A 17,736-nucleotide genomic window follows, 5' to 3' on the forward strand; every position below is an offset into this window, starting at 1 on the left:
TCGGTAAGATGGCCCATTTCCCTGCGCCTGGATGCCTGCGCCGATGAGCGACAAAGACACCATTTCCATGCACTTGGTGCGCGAAGCACTGCTGCAAAGCTGTCCAGCCGGGTCTGACAGCGACGCCCTGTTGGAACGTCTGGGCATCGACCCGCGGTCCGTTCAGCAGCCTGACGGGCGTCTTCCCAGCCAGACCTACGCCGCCCTGTGGCGACGCCTGGCGCGACAGTGTGACGACGAGTTCTTCGCCATGGACCCGCGCGGTTTGCCGCTCGGCAGCTTGGCCTTCATGGGGCGTGCGAGTTTGGTCCAAGCGAGCGTCGGCGATGGGCTCGACACCGCACTGCACTACCTCAGCCTGGCATTGGCCCACCTCAAGCCTCGACTGCTGCGCGAGCGCAGCATTGCGCAGATCGTGTTCGACGAACCCTGCTCAGCGCCCCAACGCGCTTTCACCTACTTCACGTTGTGGATGATCGTCCATGGGTTGGCGTGTTGGCTGGCAGGGCGACGCATCGCCATTCTGGCCGTGGACCTGCGTTGCGCAGCGCCGCCGTTCTGCGATGACTACCGGGTGATGTTTTCCGAACACCTGCGCTTCGATCGCACCACCACGCGCATGATCATCGCGGCCGACAGTCTGGATCAGCCGATTCGGCGCACCCCCCAAGACCTGCAACGGTTCCTTGCCCATGCGCCGGGCAACATCCTGGTTCGTTACCGAGACCCGTCCAGCCTGGGGCGACGCATTCGTTCAGACCTACTGGCGCTGGATCCGGCACAGTGGCCCGACGCGGACTGCCAGGCCAAGCGGTTGTGCCTGTCGTTGTCGACGCTGCGGCGGCGCTTGGCCGAAGAAGGGCAGAGCTATCAGGGCCTGAAAGACAGCGTCCGTCGCGAACTGGCGGTGAGCTGGCTGGCCGATCCGCAGCTCAGCCTGGTCGAGGTCGCCGAGCGGCTTGGTTATGCCGAAAGCAGCTCGTTCTACAAAGCGTTCCGCAAGTGGTTCGGGTGCAATCCTGGCCACTACCGCACGCTCAGCGGCGCTGCGGACAAGCACTGACCCGTGGAGCGGATTCCAGCTGCTGCTTGCGCCGCCGCTTGTTCACCTTGGGCATCTTTTGTTCAGGAGCTGCTCATGACCGTCCCCGCCGATCCACAAAGTGCCCCCTACACCGACCAATTCATCAGGACGTTGCTCAAGCCTTGGCTGGTCGATGCGACACCGGCCCAAATCAACAGCCTGCGTGACCGCTTCCAGGCCTATCGCATCAGCCACGAGCGGATGCGCCAGGCTACCGTCGAGCTGATTTCGTTGCAGGACTTCGCCAAGCATGAGTTCAATCGGCACCTTGTCGGATTTCTATCTCAGGGTACGACGGTCGAGCAGCTCGAATGGCTGGTGGTGAAACCGAGTATTCCCAGTATCACGATCCCCGGCTGGACCATTCTGCAGCCGGTCTACCGGCGCGAGCCGGCGCTGCTGAGGCTGATGCAGAATTTTCCGGCCGATACCTCCTACTACGTGGGGACAGGTCTGGTGGCGGCAGGGGACTTCGACCTTGTGGTGTCTGACACCGATGCCTTGATCGCGCAGTGCCGTCTCGTCGATGTCGGCGCTGCCTATCAGCAGTTGCTCGACGATGTCTTCACCGAGCAGACCTGCGCCTTGCTGGCCGAAGACAAGCGTGCCGGCTGTTTGCTGACGGCCGAAGTGGCCTTGCTCAAGGGGCAGTTACCGGCGCCTGCGCATACTGCACTACAGATCTTGCTCAGTCCGACCGCACCTGTCTGTGGCGATTGCCTGCGCGCGAGCGTGGTCCGCGTGAGCATGCTTGGACGCTTGCTGACCGATGCACTAGCCTTCGAACTGCGCGACGCTGAGGGCCAGTGGAAAGGCGTTGTGCTGTACCTGCCGAGCGATCCAAAGCGGCCACTGCGTGCGTTCGACGATTGGGAGGCATTGAACACGGCTCTGCTCGACGATCTGCGCCCTAACACCGATCAGCAGGCGTTCGCTCGACTCATCCGCCTGGAGCAGCGCCCAGCCTTTCTCAAGCAGCTCGGTCAACGGCTCAAGGACGACGTCCCAGACCTCCAGGTGCAAGCTCAGGCGATCGCAGGCGATCCCTTCACAGAACTGGTCACTTCGCAGGTCGGGGGCCTCAAGGCCGATGCCAAACTGCTGTTGGTGCCATCTGCACTGGCCGACGCAACGGCGGCTCGTGAGCGGCTCGAGCAATGGGAGAGCGCCGGATTGGCGTTGGCGGGCCTGGCCGGTTTCTTCATTCCAGCAGTGGGCGCCGTGCTGCTTGGGCAAATGCTGGTACAGGTACTGTCGGAGGCGTTCGAAGGCGCGCAGGACTGGAGTCATGGACATCAGCACGAAGCGCTGGAGCACTTTCTGGGGGTAGCCGAAACGGTTGCCGTGACTGCCGCCGTCGCTGGCGGCGCGACGGTGGTCGCGCGTGGCTTCGCCCGTAGCGCACTGGTCGATGGGCTGCAACCTGTGGCTCTTGACAACGGCGATAGGCGTCTGTGGTCGCCCGACACCAGCGCCTACGTGGTCCCGGCGCCGCAGGCCCCTTTACGCCCCGATGGTTTGTACGGCGAGGGCGAGCGACGCTGGATGCGCCAAGGCCAAGCCTGGTACGAAGTGCACCGGCCCGATCCCGAGGGTCTATGGCGGCTGCGCCATCCGCAACGCCCGCAGGCCTATGCCCCCGTCGTCCAGCACAATGGCCAGCGTAGCTGGCGGCTGTTCTTCGCACGGCCCCTTGAATGGCATGACGATGTACGAATGCTGAACACCCTCTGGCCCCATGATCCGCCATTCAACGCCACGCAGGTCAGGCAAGTGCTGCGTATCGCCGGCATGGATGGCGACGAATTGCGCGGTTTGCTGGTGGAGAATCGTCCGCTGCCCGTGAACTTGCGTGAAGCACTACGACATTTCGAAACGCGCTTGCGTATCGATAGATTCTTCAGTGGATTGGTCCATGGGCATCCAGTGGTCGATGAGCAGATCCAGGCTTGGTGCTTGAGACAGCCGGGCATCGATGGACTCTATGGCGAGTTGATGCGCGAGACGCTGTTGGCGCAGGAGGCGAGTTTACGCCGACCGCTGTTCGAGTATCTGAACCAGGTGCGCTTGCCGGACGATGCATTGATGCGTCTGGTGCAGCGCGATTTTCCAGGCTTGACGGATGCATACGCGGCCGAGGTGGTACGAGATTGTGGCGAGGTCGAACGACAAGTGGCTTTGGTCGAACGCCGCCTGCCCTTGGCGCTTGCGCGGCGTGCACGTTCGATCAGGCAGCATGCCCGTCTAGGGAGGGCGATCGAGGGGCTGTACTTCGACGAGGCCTATAACGACGACACGGCCGATCTAGTGGTGGCCTTGCTTCGGCGCCTGCCGCACTGGCCGGCTGCGCTCAACATTGAGGTGCGTGAAGGCAGTGTCTGGGGGCGGCGTATTTCGATCATGGACCCTCAAGCCGATCCAGACGCGCTACGCATACTGGTCCGTACGGACGATCATTTCATGTTGTACAACTATCAAGAGCGCGTCCTGGAGTTGGAGATCAACGATCCGCAAGGGTTGTTCGAGACGCTGACGGCACTGCTTACGACCGAGCAGGCGCAGCGCATGGGCCTGGGCGTCGATTCGAGGGCAACCGACCTGCGCGAACGCCTGCTGTTGAAATTGCCCGAGACCCCTGCTCGTCGGCTGCAACTGCTCGGCTGGCGTGCCGAGGCGCCTTGGCTCAACCCTGGACAACGCCTGGCCGACGGCCGGATCGGCTACTTACTCAGTGGTCGAGGCAGCGTGGCGTCGTCCAATCAGGCTTTGCGCAACCGTATTCGGGCGCTGTACCCAGGACTCAACGAGCAAGACGTCGAGCGTTATCTGGAGATGATCTCGAACTCGAACATGTCGCCTTTACAGATACTGCTCGAACAGGAAGCGACCTATGCTCGTCTAGACCGAACGCTGGTGAGTTGGGCGGGCGAGACATCGACAACCAATCATCACGGTTGGCGACAGCAGGTGGCATTGCGCTTGCGCAATTGCTGGCGCTTAGTAGGCACGCGCGCGCCTGGCTCAGGCGGCCTTGCCTTCGAGACACGCCTGGATCTCAGTGGCATCCCTGTGGTGCATCTGCCGGAACTGCCCGATGGAGTGGATTTCCCTCACGTCACCGTCGTAATCCTACGCAACATGCGCTTGAGGACAGTGCCGACCAGCTTCCTGCGGGCGTTCGATAACCTGCGCCGACTCAACCTCGGCAGCAACGAACTGATTGGTATCCCTTCAGGCTTGTCTTATCTCATCCGCTTGCAGAGATTGAGCCTCGACCATAACCGCATACGCTTGAGCGCCCAAAGCGAGAACGCCATCACCAGTCTCCCGAACCTGCGGTCCGTGAATCTGAGTTACAACCCCTTGGGCAGCTTCGAGCTGCGTTTCCATCTTTTGCATCGGCTGTCTTGGATCAGCTTGCGCTATTGCCAACTGAGCGTATGGCCGGTTGGGCTCGATCTCTGCGGCTTGCTCGAAGCGGCCGACTTGCGCAACAACTACCTCAGTACCATTCCTGATGCCGTGCTGCAGATGCCCTTGGCCTATCGACGCGCCTTTATGATCCAGGACAATCCGCTCGGTCAGGAGCAACTGCGCGCCCTGGTCCGCCTGGACGCACACCCTAATGTCCATGCGCTCGAGCAGCAGGCGCCCGGCGTGGGCCTGACCCCGGCCGCTGCACGCGCAGAGTGGTTGAGCCGAGTGGAGAGCGCCGACCGAGCTGCACAGGCCAGCCGCTGGGATCGCCTATCGGTACTGCCTGGCAGCAGCGGTTTGATCGATCTGTTCGCACAACTCCCGCGTACCTCCGACTTCACTCAGGCACCGGCGCACCTGGCCGATCAGGTCTGGTCGATGGTCACCGCGTTGGACAGCGATCCCGAACTGCGGGAAGCCATATTCAGCCGTGCCAACGAGGCAACCACCTGCGCCGACAGTGTCGCCGAGCGTTTCAGCGACCTGCAGGTGCAGGTTCTGGAAGCCCGGGCCAATGCCGATGCCAATGAGCAGGGGCGTGCGGCGCGCTTGATCGCGTTGGGTCGACGTCTGTGGCGTCTGGCCCAGGTCGAAGCGTTCGCCCGCCAGGACATGCAAAACCGTGTGGCACAGGACCGCGGCGTCGACGAGATCGAAGTTAGCCTTTATTACCGCATACACTTGGCCGAGGCTCTGGAGCTGCCGTTTCAGCCCAGCAGCATGCACTACGTGAGAATCGCCAACGTGCCGCCGCAGGATCTGGAGCGGGCCTTGCAGTACGTACGCGATGGTGAGACCAACCAGGCTATAGCTGAGAGCCTGGTGCAGCGCACATTCTGGCAGCGCTACCTTGACGTGCACCATGAGCAGGCCTTCGCTCAGGTCCGGGAGGACTTTGACGCCGAAGGCTCCACCTTAGACCAGGACATGGACAACCTCAGCAGCGAGGAGTACCGGCAACGTTGGGACGCACTCAACGTGCGCCGCGAAAGCGCTTTGGAGGCGCTGCGTCTGCAACTGACTCTGGAGCTGCTCGACACCCTCGATACGCAGGTACCGCCGCGCTAACATATCCACGCTGAAGTGCGACGACCGGAACAATGGCCAAAGCGGTCATGCAGGCTGACGGCTTTGACCATTGTTCCGGCCAATGTGCGGCGCGAACATCGTCGCCACGACGGTTGCGCTTTTTTTCTCCCAACGAGGCCCCTTACAACCACCGTCGTCGGGCTGAGGACGACGGACATGCTCATAGGCGATTCCCATTTCATGGTCAGCGGCGCCGCGTCAGGGTTAGGTGCAGCAACTGCGCGGATGCTGGTCGAGGCCGGCGCACGAGTCACCCTGGTCGATCTCAACGCCGACCGAGTCGAAGCCAAGGCCCGCGAACTGGGCACCAACGCCCGCTTCGCGGTTGCCGACATCGGCCAAGAAGGCGCCATGCAGACGGCGATGCAGCAGGCGCTTCGCGACTTCGGCAACTTGCATGGGTTGGTCAATTGCGCCGGCATCGTGGCGGGCGAGAAGGTGCTGGGCAAACAAGGGCCCCATGCGCTCGACAGCTTTGCCCGGGTCATCGGCGTCAATCTGATCGGTAGTTTCAACCTCATGCGCCTGGCCGCCGCTGCCATGGCTGAAAACCCTGCCAATGCCGAGGGCGAGCGCGGGGTGATCATCAACACGGCCTCGGTCGCCGCCTTCGACGGGCAGATCGGGCAAGCCGCCTATGCGGCGTCCAAGGGCGCCATCGCCAGCATGACGTTACCCGTTGCGCGCGAGCTGGCCCGTCATGGCATCCGGGTGATGACCATTGCTCCCGGCATCTTCGAAACACCCATGATGGCAGGCATGAGCGACGACGTGCGTGCCTCGCTCGCCGCCGGCGTACCGTTTCCACCGCGCCTGGGGCGCCCCGAGGAGTACGCGGCGCTGGCGCGTCACATCATTGAAAACAGCATGCTCAACGGCGAGGTGATCCGCCTGGACGGCGCCTTGCGCATGGCCGCTCGCTGACGATTTCCAAGGAAACCATCATGACCCTTCCCGCTGATCCCATCGTCATCGTCAGTGCCGTGCGCACGCCCATGGGTGGGCTGCAAGGCGACTTGGCGTCGAAAACCGCACCGCAACTTGGCGCCATCGCCATCGCGGCTGCCGTCGAGCGTGCCGGCGTCGCGCCCTCGGAGGTCGAACAGGTGCTATTCGGCTGCGTATTGCCCGCAGGCCTGGGCCAGGCGCCGGCGCGTCAGGCGGCACTGGGCGCGGGGCTGCCGACCTCGACCACCTGCACCACTCTGAACAAGATGTGCGGCTCGGGCATGCAAGCGTTGATCCTGGGCCACGACCTGCTGCGTGCCAAGAGCGCCGAGGTGGTGGTGGTCGGTGGCATGGAAAGCATGAGCAACGCACCTTATTTGCTCGACAAGGCCCGCAGCGGTTACCGCATGGGCCATGGCAAAGTGCTCGACCACATGTTCCTCGACGGCCTGGAAGACGCCTACGACAAGGGTCGGTTGATGGGTACCTTCGCCGAGGACTGCGCACAGACCCACGGCTTGAGCCGCGAGCAGCAGGACGCCTTCGCCATTGCCTCGCTGACCCGCGCGCAACACGCAATGGCCGCGGGCCGCTTCAGCGCCGAGATCGTCCCGGTGCAAGTCACCGAAGGCAAGCAAACCCGTCTGGTCAGCGAAGACGAGCAGCCGCCCAAGGCGCGTCTGGAGAAGATTCCCCAGCTGCGCCCTGCGTTTCGCGCCGACGGCACGGTGACCGCCGCCAACGCCAGCTCGATTTCCGATGGCGCTGCAGCGCTGTTGCTGATGCGTCGCTCCCAGGCCGAACGGCGCGGCTTGAAGCCGTTGGCGGTGATCCATGGCCATGCGGCCTTCGCCGACGCGCCCGCGTTGTTTCCCACCGCGCCCATCGGCGCCATGGAGCGCCTGATGGCACGCACCGGCTGGTCCCTGGCCGAGGTCGACCTGTTCGAAATCAACGAGGCCTTCGCCGTGGTGACTTTGGCAGCCATGCAGCGCCTGGCGCTGCCGCATGACAAGGTCAATGTGCATGGGGGCGCCTGCGCCCTGGGCCATCCCATCGGCGCCTCGGGTGCGCGCATCGTCGTGACTCTGCTCTCGGCGCTGCGCCAGAACGGCCTACGCCGAGGCGTGGCCGCTATCTGCATCGGTGGCGGCGAAGCCACGGCAATCGCCGTCGAATGTCTGTATTGAGGGAAGCCATGTTGATCAACGAAGAGCAGCAACAGATTGCCGACGCCATCCGTGGGTTCGCCCAGGAGCGACTCAAACCTTTCGCCGAACAGTGGGACAAGGCCCATCGTTTTCCTCGCGAAGCCATCGACGAGATGGCCGCCCTGGGTTTGTTCGGCATGCTGGCGCCGGAACAGTGGGGTGGCAGCGACACCGGCTACGTGGCCTATGCCTTGGCCCTCGAAGAGATCGCAGCCGGTGACGGCTCATGTTCGACCATCATGAGCGTGCACAACTCGGTAGGTTGCGTGCCGATCCTCAACTTCGGCAATGAGGAGCAGAAACGGCGTTTCCTCACGCCGCTGGCGCAAGGCCAGATGCTCGGCGCCTTTGCCCTGACCGAACCCCAGGCCGGTTCTGACGCCAGCCACTTGAAAACCCGCGCCCGGCGCGACGCTGAGCACTACGTGCTCGACGGCAGCAAGCAGTTCATTACCTCTGGGCAGAACGCAGGCGTGGTGATCGTCTTCGCGGTGACCGACCCCGAGGCCGGCAAACGTGGCATCAGCGCTTTCATCGTGCCTACCGATACGCCGGGCTACCACGTCGCGCGGGTCGAAGACAAACTCGGCCAGCACGCCTCCGACACCTGTCAATTGCATTTCGACGGGCTGCGCATTCCGCTTACCAATCGTCTGGGCGAGGAGGGCGAGGGCTATCGCATTGCCCTGGCCAACCTCGAAGGCGGGCGCATCGGCATTGCGGCGCAGTCGGTGGGCATGGCCCGAGCGGCGTTCGAGGTGGCGCGCGACTACGCCCGCGAACGGCAAAGCTTCGGCAAGGCGCTGATTGAGCACCAGGCAGTCGCATTCCGCTTGGCCGACATGGCTACGCGCATCGCCGTGGCGCGACAGATGGTGCTGCATGCCGCAGCACTGCGTGATGCCGGGCGTCCTGCATTGGTCGAGGCGTCGATGGCCAAGCTGTTCGCCTCAGAAATGGCCGAGCAGGTCTGCTCCGATGCCTTGCAGACCTTGGGCGGATATGGCTATCTGAGCGACTTTCCGCTGGAGCGGATCTATAGGGATGTGCGTGTGTGCCAGATTTACGAGGGCACCAGTGACATCCAGCGCATGGTCATTGCGCGCAACCTTTGAAGGAGCAGACTGCATGGCATTCGAAAGCATCGTGTTAGACATTCACGGCAAAGTCGGCCTGATCACACTCAATCGCCCCCAGGCCCTCAATGCCCTGAATGCGCAAATCGTCGCCGAGATCAATCAGGCTCTCGACCAGCTCGAACGCGATCCTCAGATCGGCTGTGTGGTGCTGACCGGCTCGGCCAAAGCCTTCGCCGCAGGCGCCGATATCAAGGAAATGGCCGAGCTCAGCTACCCGCAGATCTACACCGAAGACCTGTTCAGCGACGCCGACCGCATCGCCAACCGGCGCAAGCCGATCATCGCAGCCGTCTCCGGCTTCGCTTTGGGTGGCGGTTGCGAACTGGCGATGATGTGCGATTTCATCCTCGCCGCCGACAACGCCAAATTCGGTCAGCCCGAGATCAACCTCGGTGTGCTGCCGGGCATGGGCGGCACCCAGCGCCTGACCCGTGCCGTGGGTAAAGCCAAGGCCATGGAGCTGTGCTTGAGTGGTCGCTTGATGGACGCCGAAGAGGCAGAGCGCGCTGGATTGGTAGCGCGTATCGTGCCCCAGGCCGATTTGCTCGAAGAAGCCTTGAAAGTGGCGGCCACCATCGCTAGCAAGTCGATCCCTGTGGCAATGATGGTCAAGGAAAGCGTCAACCGCGCGTTCGAAGTCACGCTGAGTGAGGGTGTGCGTTTCGAGCGGCGCGTATTCCATGCGGCCTTCGCCACCGAGGATCAGAAAGAGGGTATGGCTGCATTCGTGGCCAAGCGTACCGCCCAGTTCAAAGACCGCTGAGGCAGCGTTTCACCCGATTTCCAACCAATATAGCGACCGGCGTCGTCTATAGTGTCCGGCAATCACGGCGCCGTGCCGGACCCGTGGGCGCACCCCTTTTCGGGGCGAGTCGCTTCATTTAGGTTGCCCACCGCGACGCGGCACCTTAGACTGCCGCCCCCTGCAAACGAGCATCGCACTGGCGCTCGAACAATTCCGTTGCCTCTGCGCGACGCTGGCGGCCCACGGACTGCCCAAATGCACCTTTTTTCATAGAGAAGTCGATGACCAAGGAACAGTTACTGGCCATGTCGGCCGATGACTACATGAATGCCGATCAGCTCGCCTACTTCACTTCGCTCCTGCAAGCGATGAAAGTCGACACCCACGAGCGCATCGAGCTGAGCCGTAGCACCATCGAAAGCCTGGACACCCCGTCGGACCCGGCCGATGTCGCTTCCGTCGAAGAAGAACGGCACTGGCTGGTCAATGCCATCGAGCGCGACCAGCGTTTGCTGCCGCAACTGGAAATGGCTCTGGGTCGTATTCAAGACGAAAGCTTTGGCTGGTGCGACGACAGCGGCGAACCTATCGGCTTGCAGCGTTTGTTGATCAGCCCGACGACCAAATATTGCATCGAGGCTCAAGAGCGCCACGAGCAGCTCGATCGCCACTTGCGTCAAGTGTGATCGACAGGTCGCCGGAAACCCCAGGGAGCGATCCCTGGGGTTTTCGCATGTCTGTGGTGAAGAGAAGGCTGAACCTGTGTGCTGGCATGCGGTCAAGTGCTGGCGTCACGCGACGTCAGGGCTCGAGTGATCTGGCCAGTAGGCAGGCATCCAGGTGGAGTCGACGAAAACCCTTGATCCGTCCGGTGGCGCTTTCCTTGATGTGGAAGAAGTCGACACCTGCTGGAATGACAATGAATCGCGGTAAGTTTATGCCGAGCTTTGCGCAGGGAACGTTCATTTCCTCTCGACGAATTTTGGCATTTTCGTGCATATTCTTTTCTCGGAATGTTTAGGTGGATACCAAGGCTGATTCTCTCTGAATGCCTGGATATCTATCGCACCTTTGTTGGCCTTCAGGGTGTCAGACGTTACGTTTCGTTCCGACAGAAAACACCGTATGCCTGGTCGGGAAAACGACCTAGGCATGGATGTCACCATTCCTGCGTGAGTCGTAGCCTAGTTCGACAGACACCGTATGGGGTGATCAGTAGTCTTCCACTTCAACTTGAAGTCCCGCTGTCCGGTCTTACACGCATGCCGTCCGGGAGCAGGGTATAACCGTTTCGAGGATTTATTCATTGGCAGTCAGTACGCTGGATACACACGCATTGTTTGTCCTGGGTGATTTGCGTGCCCAACTCGTCAAACTGTTCCAAGGGCGTTTCGTTTACATCAGCGAACAAAGCCCGGAAGGGTTGTACATGGCTGAAGTTGATCTTGAAAGCGCGCTGGTGGTCGACGATAAGCAGCGCTTGGAGCTCAAGGTCGGTGACCATTTTCGCGCTGCCGTGTTGCCGAGCCGCGAGGGCGGAAAGCTGGAACTACGCTTTCGCGATATCAAATTCAACGTTTATGGCGTAGGCGACTACGCATTCGTTTCGGTCGAGCAAGGCGAAGGCATCGTGTTCCGCGAAGGGCATGGCGTCATGTTGGTGTTCGCCGCGCACGAACAAGTCGCCGAGGGTCTGGGCAAGCTGCTTAAAGCGGTCACGGGTAAAGTGGCGAAATGGCGTAAAGGCGAGCTGACCACGTTCAAGGCCAGTGAATGACGTCTAGCCAAGCTCAGTGCAGGAGTGCGGACGACTTTGGGCGTCAAGCCACGGCACTGGCCGAGCAGTGGCTGAGCAGGCGTAGCGAGCATGTGGGGAATTGGCACAATTGGGTCGCGACGCAGCTCTATCGGACGCGTCCCCTAGCGCTGGCCAAGCAAGCGCGACGGGAGCTGCAGCGTCTTGCAAAAGACCTATGCGCTTAGTTGCCTCCATCCCGTCCGCTCACCTCTTCAGGAACATCGTCGCCCGCAGCACGTTTGCGAAACAGCGCAGCCCTTGCCAACAGCAGCGTTGTGACCGGCACGGTGATCGACAACAGTATCGGTATCAGCCAAGCGTGCAGCACCAGGCTTTGCTTGAGGCTGGAAAAATACAGGATCGACGCCAGCGCCACACACCAGGCGCCCAGGGTCGAGGCGAGTGCAGGGGGGTGCATGCGTTGGAAATAGTCTTTCAGACGCACCAGCCCAAATGCACCCAGCACCGCGAACAGGCTACCGGTCAGCAGCAGCGCCGCCGTGATCGCTTCCAGCCAGAACGGCAGTTCGACGGTTTCGCTCATTCGATCACCTCGCCCCTCAACAAGAATTTGGCCAGTGCGAATGAACCTACGAAGCCGAACAGTGCAATCAATAGCGCACCTTCGAAGTAGGTGTCACTGGCGTAACGGATACCCAGCACCAACATCATCAGCATTCCCAGTATGTACAGGTAGTCCAACGCCAGCACCCGGTCTTGCGCTGAAGGACCGCGAAATAGTCTGACCAATGCCAGGCACATGGCGATGCTGAGGATGAACAGGCTGGCAAGAACGGCATTGGCGAGCAACCCGGTCATTCGAAGATCTCCATCAGGGGGCGTTCGTATACGCGCTTGAAATGCTCGATGAAGGCGGCTTCATCCTCGAGATGAAACACATGTAACAGCAACATGCTGCGGTCCAGCGCCAGCTCAGACCAGACCGTGCCTGGTACGACCGTGGTGATCATCGATAGCGCAGCCAGCCCATGCGTGTCGCGTAGGTCCAGGGGGATATGGACGAATACCGAACGGGGAGGGCTAGCGTGCAAGGTCAGCACCTTCACTGCCACTTGCAAGTTGGAATGGACGACATCGTAGCCCACGCGCCCGATCAGCTTCGCAATGGTCCAAGGACGCTTTACGTGAGCATGCTGAGGACGAAGTGGGGCCAAAAGCAGCGGTGCGAACAGCGCAAGCCCAGCCGCCAGCAAGACGTTGCCAGGGCTGACCGAAAGGTTGAGCAATAACCACAGTACGAAGAGCGCCGCCGATAACAATGGAGCGGGAAACAGACGGCTCATGGCTGTACCTCCAGTTGCTGGGTGGTCGGCCCTGGCAAGGGTTTGCTCGACAGTACGGCCTCGATGTAACGGTCTGGCGTTTGCAGGCTGGCAGCGGCGTCTTGCGTGTACCTGAGTACCGGTTCGGCTTTGATGCTCAGGGCCAGGCACAAGCCCAGTAGAATGACGATTGGCACGCACTCGTAACGGTGCAACACAGGGGATGGACGTTCTTCGGGCTTCCAGAACCGCTGGATGCCTACGCGTCCAAAGGCGATCAGTGAAGCAAGACCCGAAAGTACCAGCAAGGTGATCAGCAGCCAGCCGGTAGAGGGCAGCGGTTGCTCGGGCGCCATGCCCAGGCCCAAAGGATTGAACAGCGCACTGATCAAGCCCAGCTTGCCGATAAAGCCTGACAGAGGCGGCATGCCGATGACCAGCAAGGCGCAGGCGATGAAGCTCAAGCCCAGGAACGCCATGGTCCAAGGGATAACCTGGCCGATGACCGCCTTTTGATTGTCATCGAGGTTGATCCCCCGGGGTGGGTGCAACGACTCCAGCGGTGCCGGTACGGCATCCTCTTCGTCATACAGCGGTTGTTCGTTGGCCGAGCGCGAGCGTTCGATCAGTTCGGCCAGCAGGAACAGTGCGCTCAATGCCAGTGTCGAGCTGATCAAGTAAAACAGCGCGGCGCCGGTCAGCACTGGCTGGCCGAACCCAACTGCCGCTAATAGAGTCCCGGCCGATACCAGGATGCTCAGCGATGCCATGCGCTCCAGGCGTTGCGCTGCAAGTAGCGATACTGCCGCCACTGCCAGGGTGGCCAGGCCACCGCCGATCAGCCATTGGCCGCCGAAATACGCCGATGCCCCCGCCTGACCGGAAAATAACAGCATCCATAAACGCAACAGGGCATACAAACCTACCTTGGTCATGATGGCGAAGAGCGCTGCCACTGGTGCGCTGGCCGAGGCGTAGGCCGGGACCAGCCAGAAATTCAGCGGCCAGATACCTGCCTTGGCCAGGAAAGCCACTGCCAGGATTGCCGCGCCGGCATGTAAAAGGCCGCGATCCGCTTCGGGCACCAGCGGGATTTTCAGCGCCAGGTCGGCAAGGTTCAGCGTTCCCGTAACGCCGTAGATCATGGCTGCGCCGATCAGAAACAAGGATGAGGCGAACAGGTTGATCGCGATGTAGTGCAGACCAGCCTTGACCCGTGCGCGGCCAGAACCGTGCAGCAGCAAGCCATAGGATGCGGCGAGCAGCACCTCGAAGAACACGAACAGGTTGAACAGGTCTGCCGTCAGGAAGGCTCCGTACAGACCCATCAGTTGCACTTGAAAGAGGGCATGGAAACTGGCGCCTGCGTTGGCCCAACGTGCCCGGGCGAAGAGTAGGGCACTGACACCGAGTATCCCAGTCAAGGTCAGCATCAACGCTGATAGATGATCGACCACTAGTACGATGCCGAAAGGGGCCGGCCAGTTACCGGGCAGGTAGACGCCGATCGATTCGGCCGACCCCTGACTTTTGACCCACAACAACAGGGTGATCGCCACAGCGAGCCCGACACAACTCGAGAGCAGGTTGAGGCGCGCCTTGAGCTGGCGGTGCTTCTCGCCAAGCAGCAGCATCAAGGCGGCGGTGAGCAACGGCAGCAGAATGGGTATGACGATCATCTGGTTCATCACGCTCATTCTTCGCGCTCCCGGCCATCGACATGGTCGGTCCCGGTCAGGCCCCGCGAAGCCAACATCACCACCAGAAAAAGAGCGGTCATGGCAAAGCTGATGACGATCGCGGTCAGTACCAGGGCTTGCGGCAATGGATCGGTGTAGTGCAGTAAGTCTTGCGGTACACCGTCTTTGATGATCGGCTCCTTGCCGATGAACAGGCTGCCCATGCTGAAGATGAACAGGTTCACCCCGTAGGAAAGCAGGCACAGACCCATGATCACTTGATAGGTACGGGGGCGCAGGATCAACCATACGCCCGACGCGGCGAGCACCCCGATGGCAACGGCTATGACTTCTTCCATCAGGCAGCTCCTGCTTGTTTGGGTTTGCTCTGGCCACTCGGTCGGTAGGCGCGGATCGACTGGTGGGCAAGGGCAGTCAGAATCAGCAGTGTCGACCCGACCACCACGCTGAACACGCCGACATCGAACAACAGCGCACTGGCCACATGCATATCACCCAGCACTGGCAAATCCAGGTGAGCGGTATGTGTAGTAAGGAATGGGTAGCCCAGGGTCATGGCGCCGACGCCTGTGAGCGTTGCGCACAGCAGACCGACACCCATCCAACGCAGAGGCCGCAGGCTCATCTGCGCTTCGACCCACTGAGTGCCCGCCACCATGTACTGCAGAATGAATGCCACGGACATCACCAGGCCCGCGACGAAGCCGCCACCAGGTTGGTTGTGGCCTCGCATGAACAGGTACATCGACACCAGCAGCGCCATGGGCAACAGCAGGCGCACCAGTACCGCAGGTACCATCATGAAGCCCAGCGCGGTGTCGGCGGCGTTTCGCGGGTTGACCAGGTCGGTGATCACATCAGGTGCCAGGCGGCGCTGCTGAACAGGCAGTTGCATGGTTTCCTTGGGTGGCCTGAAGCGCCGGAGCAGGGCGAATACGGTCATGCCTACCGCTACCAGCACGGTGATCTCGCCGAGGGTGTCGAAACCGCGGAAATCGACCAGCATCACGTTCACCACGTTGGTGCCGCCACCTTCGGGCAGGGCTCGACTCAGATAGAAGGAAGAGATGATGTTGGGCGTAGGGCGCGTCAACATCGCGTAGGAGAGCAGCGCCATGCCGCCGCCGACCAAACTTGCCAACACCAGGTCGCGCACTCGCCGCATCCGCGCCCGATCCAGGCTGCCCGGCAGCGGCGATACGCCCTCCAGCCGTCGTGGCAGCCAGCGTAAGCCGAGCAGGATCAGCACGGTTGTTACCACTTCGACCACCAGTTGAGTGAGCGCGAGGTCGGGTGCCGAAAACCAGACGAAGGTGATACAGGTCATCAGGCCACAAACGCTGACCATGGTCAGCGCGGCCAGGCGATGGTACTTGGCTTGCCAGGCGGCGCCGATGGCGCAGGCGATCGCGATCAGCCAAAGCGCCACGAATACACCTGAGCCCGGAATCTTCGGTCGCTCGCCCCAGGTCAAGCCGCTGTAGAACATCGGGATAAGCCCCGCGATGAACGCAGCCAGCACCAACATGAACAGCTGGGTTTGAAGACGCCGGCTGGTCAACGATTTCTCGATACGTTGCGCCAACAGCATGAGGTGAACCTGGCCTCGCTCGAACAGCCGCTTCCCGTTCAATCGTCCAATCAGCGGGGCAGAGTGGAAGCGGCCAAGGCGCAGTTGCTTGCGCAGCACCAGATAAAGCACGACGCCACCGGACATGGCCACCAGGCTCATGATCATGGGCAGGTTCCAGCCGTGCCAGATGGCCAGGCTGTACTCGGGCAACGGTCCGCCCACCACGGGCAATGCCGCGGCGGCCAGCAAGGGCGCGATGGACTGTGCCGGGAAGATACCGACGACCAAGCAGGCCAGGACCAACAGCTCGACCGGGGCACGCATCCAGCGTGGCGGCTCGTGGGGAATGTGGGGTAGATCTTTGGCGGGAGGCCCGAAGAACACATCGACCGTGAAGCGCAGCGCGTAGGCCACGCTAAAAGTGCCGGCAAGGGTGGCGATGACCGGTAGTGCGATTTCGACCCACATTGAAGAGCTAATGAAAACGGTTTCCGCGAAAAACATCTCTTTGGACAGGAAACCGTTGAGCAGAGGTACGCCGGCCATCGAGGCGCTGGCGACCATAGCTAATGTCGCGGTGTAGGGAAGCAAGCGGAACAAGCCACTCAAGCGCCGAATATCACGAGTGCCGCTTTCGTGGTCGATGATGCCTGCGGCCATGAACAACGAGGCTTTGAACGTGGCGTGGTTGAGGATGTGGAATACTGCGGCCACCGCCGCCAATGGGCTATTGAGCCCCAGCAGCAGAGTTATCAAGCCCAGGTGGCTGATGGTGGAGTAAGCCAGAAGCCCTTTCAGGTCGTTCTGGAACATGGCGGCGAAGGCTCCTAGCAAGAGCGTACAAGCACCTGCACCGCCGACGATCCAAAACCACTCCTCGCTCCCAGACAGTACAGGCCAGAACCTTGCCAGCAGGAAGACGCCCGCCTTGACCATGGTCGCCGAATGCAGATAGGCCGACACTGGTGTAGGTGCTGCCATTGCATGCGGTAGCCAGAAATGAAACGGGAATTGCGCACTCTTGCTCAATGCACCAATCAGGATCAGTGGCAGCAGCACCGGATACAGCGCGTGCTGGCGAATCTTGTCCCCCGCCGCGAGGATTTGGTCCACATCGTAACTGCCTACCACATGCCCCAACAGCAATGCGCCGACCAAGAGGCACAAGCCTCCTGCGCCGGTTACCATCAATGCCATGTAGGCGCCGCGCCTGGCATCCGCCCGGTGGTGCCAGTAACCGATGAGCAGGAAGGAGAACAGGCTGGTCAGCTCCCAGAAGAACACCAATTGAATGAGGTTGCCGGAGATCACTAGGCCCAGCATGGCGCCCATGAACGCGAGAAAGAACGCAAAGAACCGTGGTACTGGGTCCTGGGGAGACATGTAATAGCGCGCATAGAGCGACACCAGTGCGCCGATCCCCAGCACCAAAAGACTGAACATCCAGGCGAAGCCGTCCATGCGTAGGACCAGGTTGAGCCCGAGGCTCGGAAGCCAGAGAAATTCCTCGCGAATGACGCCGCCGTCAGCGATTTGCGGGTAGAGAAAGGCAACCTGAAGGGTGCCGGCCAGCGCTACCACCCCCGCAAGAATGGATTCGGCGTTGCGCGCGTTGTGCGGCAAGACGGCCGCCAGGCAACTGCCTATGAAGGGCAGAAGCAATAGCACTATCAAGGACATAGCGTTCCA

The 17,736-nt window shown here is 61.4% G+C and carries 14 protein-coding genes; 8 read left to right on the forward strand and 6 right to left on the reverse strand.

Translation table 11 applies throughout. The features are described from left to right. Window positions 1–43: 43 nt before the first annotated feature. From ACSMEV_RS11940 to ACSMEV_RS11975, 8 genes are all read left to right on the forward strand, one after another. On the forward strand, window positions 44–1,063 hold the full coding sequence (locus tag ACSMEV_RS11940) for an AraC family transcriptional regulator (RefSeq protein WP_459205343.1): 1,020 nt from the start codon (window positions 44–46) through the stop codon (window positions 1,061–1,063). A gap of 75 nt (window positions 1,064–1,138) precedes the next feature. Then, window positions 1,139–5,629: an NEL-type E3 ubiquitin ligase domain-containing protein gene (locus ACSMEV_RS11945; protein ID WP_459205344.1), complete on the forward strand. Its 4,491-nt coding sequence runs from the start codon at window positions 1,139–1,141 to the stop codon at window positions 5,627–5,629. A 177-nt stretch (window positions 5,630–5,806) separates the two neighbouring features. Then, entirely contained in the window at window positions 5,807–6,574 is a 768-nt protein-coding gene (locus ACSMEV_RS11950; protein ID WP_459205345.1) for an SDR family NAD(P)-dependent oxidoreductase, read from the forward strand. Between the two features lie 20 nt (window positions 6,575–6,594). Continuing rightward, window positions 6,595–7,788, forward strand: a complete 1,194-nt coding sequence (locus tag ACSMEV_RS11955; protein WP_459205346.1) for an acetyl-CoA C-acyltransferase — start codon at window positions 6,595–6,597, stop codon at window positions 7,786–7,788. An 8-nt stretch (window positions 7,789–7,796) separates the two neighbouring features. Then, window positions 7,797–8,924: an acyl-CoA dehydrogenase gene (locus ACSMEV_RS11960; RefSeq protein WP_459205347.1), complete on the forward strand. Its 1,128-nt coding sequence runs from the start codon at window positions 7,797–7,799 to the stop codon at window positions 8,922–8,924. Between the two features lie 13 nt (window positions 8,925–8,937). Continuing rightward, window positions 8,938–9,711, forward strand: coding sequence for an enoyl-CoA hydratase (locus ACSMEV_RS11965; RefSeq protein ID WP_459205348.1), 774 nt, complete (start codon window positions 8,938–8,940; stop codon window positions 9,709–9,711). 263 nt (window positions 9,712–9,974) lie between these two features. Beyond that, window positions 9,975–10,379, forward strand: coding sequence for a TraR/DksA family transcriptional regulator (locus ACSMEV_RS11970; RefSeq protein ID WP_296263902.1), 405 nt, complete (start codon window positions 9,975–9,977; stop codon window positions 10,377–10,379). Between the two features lie 620 nt (window positions 10,380–10,999). After that, window positions 11,000–11,470: a hypothetical protein gene (locus ACSMEV_RS11975; RefSeq protein ID WP_459205349.1), complete on the forward strand. Its 471-nt coding sequence runs from the start codon at window positions 11,000–11,002 to the stop codon at window positions 11,468–11,470. A 202-nt stretch (window positions 11,471–11,672) separates the two neighbouring features. On the opposite strand, the gene ACSMEV_RS11980 is transcribed toward ACSMEV_RS11975, so the two are convergent. Genes ACSMEV_RS11980 through ACSMEV_RS12005 form a run of 6 tightly spaced genes read right to left on the reverse strand, consistent with a single transcriptional unit; the run spans window position 11,673 to window position 17,727 of the window. Then, window positions 11,673–12,035, reverse strand: a complete 363-nt coding sequence (locus tag ACSMEV_RS11980) for a Na+/H+ antiporter subunit G (RefSeq protein ID WP_459205350.1) — start codon at window positions 12,033–12,035, stop codon at window positions 11,673–11,675. Next, window positions 12,032–12,310, reverse strand: coding sequence for a K+/H+ antiporter subunit F (locus tag ACSMEV_RS11985; RefSeq protein WP_296263909.1), 279 nt, complete (start codon window positions 12,308–12,310; stop codon window positions 12,032–12,034). Before ACSMEV_RS11985 ends, ACSMEV_RS11980 begins: the two co-directional genes overlap by 4 nt. Next, the gene (locus ACSMEV_RS11990; protein ID WP_459205351.1) at window positions 12,307–12,795 is read right to left on the reverse strand and encodes a Na+/H+ antiporter subunit E; all 489 of its coding nucleotides are present in this window, start codon (window positions 12,793–12,795) and stop codon (window positions 12,307–12,309) included. The genes ACSMEV_RS11985 and ACSMEV_RS11990 overlap by 4 nt, the downstream gene beginning before the upstream one ends. Next, window positions 12,792–14,471, reverse strand: coding sequence for a monovalent cation/H+ antiporter subunit D (locus tag ACSMEV_RS11995; RefSeq protein ID WP_459205352.1), 1,680 nt, complete (start codon window positions 14,469–14,471; stop codon window positions 12,792–12,794). The genes ACSMEV_RS11990 and ACSMEV_RS11995 overlap by 4 nt, the downstream gene beginning before the upstream one ends. Then, window positions 14,468–14,812, reverse strand: a complete 345-nt coding sequence (locus ACSMEV_RS12000) for a Na+/H+ antiporter subunit C (RefSeq protein ID WP_296263914.1) — start codon at window positions 14,810–14,812, stop codon at window positions 14,468–14,470. Before ACSMEV_RS12000 ends, ACSMEV_RS11995 begins: the two co-directional genes overlap by 4 nt. Continuing rightward, a complete protein-coding gene (locus tag ACSMEV_RS12005) occupies window positions 14,812–17,727 on the reverse strand; it encodes a monovalent cation/H+ antiporter subunit A (RefSeq protein WP_459208333.1) in 2,916 nt (971 codons plus the stop codon). Before ACSMEV_RS12005 ends, ACSMEV_RS12000 begins: the two co-directional genes overlap by 1 nt. Between the last annotated feature and the right edge of the window lie 9 nt (window positions 17,728–17,736).

Source organism: Pseudomonas sp. MLB6B (genome assembly GCF_054508135.1).